We start from the raw sequence: 772 nt of genomic DNA, 5'->3' as shown, positions 1-772 counted from the left end.
AGGGCTGTACACGACGGTGTCGGTATGCTCGCTCTTATAGGTTGGCTCGTTGTTATTAACGACAACCTGAGCGGTGTCGTCTTTGTCTGCCAGGTTAATACCAATCATCACAAGGACANGTTAATACCGATCAGCACAAGGACGGCCAGCGACAGTAGAATGATAACCCAACGTCTGGTTTTGCTCATATCGATTGCCCTTTGGCCTCATCCAGTTTGCCCTGCGCCAGCAGTAATAAGTCGCAGACTTCGCGCACTGCGCCGCGTCCCCCGTCGATACGGGTGACGTAATCGGCCCGCGGGATCAGCAACGGATGAGCATCCGCTACCGCTACGCTTAATCCCACTTTTGCCATCACCGGCCAGTCGATCAGATCATCGCCAACATACGCCACATTCTCAGGCGCGATCGCCAGTTTGCTAAGCAGATCGCCAAAGGCAACCAGTTTGTCCGACTNGATGGGTAATCCCCAACGTGTTACAGCGGTCTTCTACAAGTTTAGCCTTTCGTCCGGTAATAATAGCAACCTCGATACCGGAAGTGAGCGCACAACGAATTCCGTAGCCATCACGGACGTTAAACGCCTTGAGCTCTTCGCCGTTGTTGCCCATATAAATCAGGCCATCAGACAGTACGCCATCCACATCAAGGATCAGCAGACGGATGTTTTCTGCCCTGGTGATGACGTCAGTGCTGACGGGTCCATAACAGGTCGCAAGCGACGCACCTGCTTTACTCATTTTCTTTATCCTTGAGTTTCTTACACTACACC

2 pseudogenes are annotated in these 772 nt (G+C 52.2%); both read right to left on the bottom strand.

Annotation, left to right across the window (positions count from 1 at the left end):
* A pseudogene (locus tag FDX22_RS31595) lies at nt 1–188 on the bottom strand (hypothetical protein); the annotation flags it as partial.
* Nucleotides 185–740 (bottom strand): annotated as a pseudogene (kdsC, locus tag FDX22_RS20560) (3-deoxy-manno-octulosonate-8-phosphatase KdsC). The pseudogenes FDX22_RS31595 and kdsC, both read right to left, overlap by 4 nt.
* Nucleotides 741–772 lie beyond the last annotated feature (32 nt).

The organism is Citrobacter sp. TBCS-14 (assembly GCF_005280805.1).
Classification (GTDB): Bacteria; Pseudomonadota; Gammaproteobacteria; order Enterobacterales; family Enterobacteriaceae; genus Citrobacter; species Citrobacter gillenii.
This window is presented reverse-complemented; position numbering and strand designations above follow the sequence as displayed.